The 387-nt window shown below is 69.3% G+C and carries 1 protein-coding gene; it reads right to left on the bottom strand.

Going from position 1 to position 387, the window contains the following annotated elements; all coding sequences use genetic code 11:
• Window positions 1-387, bottom strand: a 387-nt coding sequence (locus tag AC1DKD_RS42405) for an MFS transporter (RefSeq protein WP_477144890.1), incomplete at both ends; no start/stop codon positions are given.

The following is a 387-nucleotide window of genomic DNA, read 5'->3' as shown; positions in this document are numbered from 1 at the left end:
TAGTAGGCCACCCGCCAGCCACTAAAGGCGTTAGGTGCGCCCGCCGCGGGCCCCGGGACAGTGAACGCCTGGGACGTCAGGCCCGCCAGCATGGGCGAGATGACCGCGCCCAGCGACAGGAAGCCGGCCCAGGTGGCGATGACCTTGGCCCGCGCCCGGTGGTCCGGGGTGATGGCCGCGATCATGGAGAGCGAAATGGGAAACAGGATGCCGGCGCCGATGCCGCCCACGGCCTGGGCCGCGATCATCATTTCCGTGTTGACTGCCAGTGCCGCCAGGACGGATCCCGCGATGCTCACGGCCGCGCCGGCGTACAGCAGCTTGCGGCGGCCGAACAGGTCACCCAGCAGGCCCCAGCTGAGCTCGAACACAACGATGCCCATCATG

The organism is Cupriavidus sp. 05T313 (genome assembly GCF_056396665.1).
The sequence above is the reverse complement of the archived record's forward strand: the minus strand, read 5'-3'. Positions and strand labels throughout refer to the sequence as shown.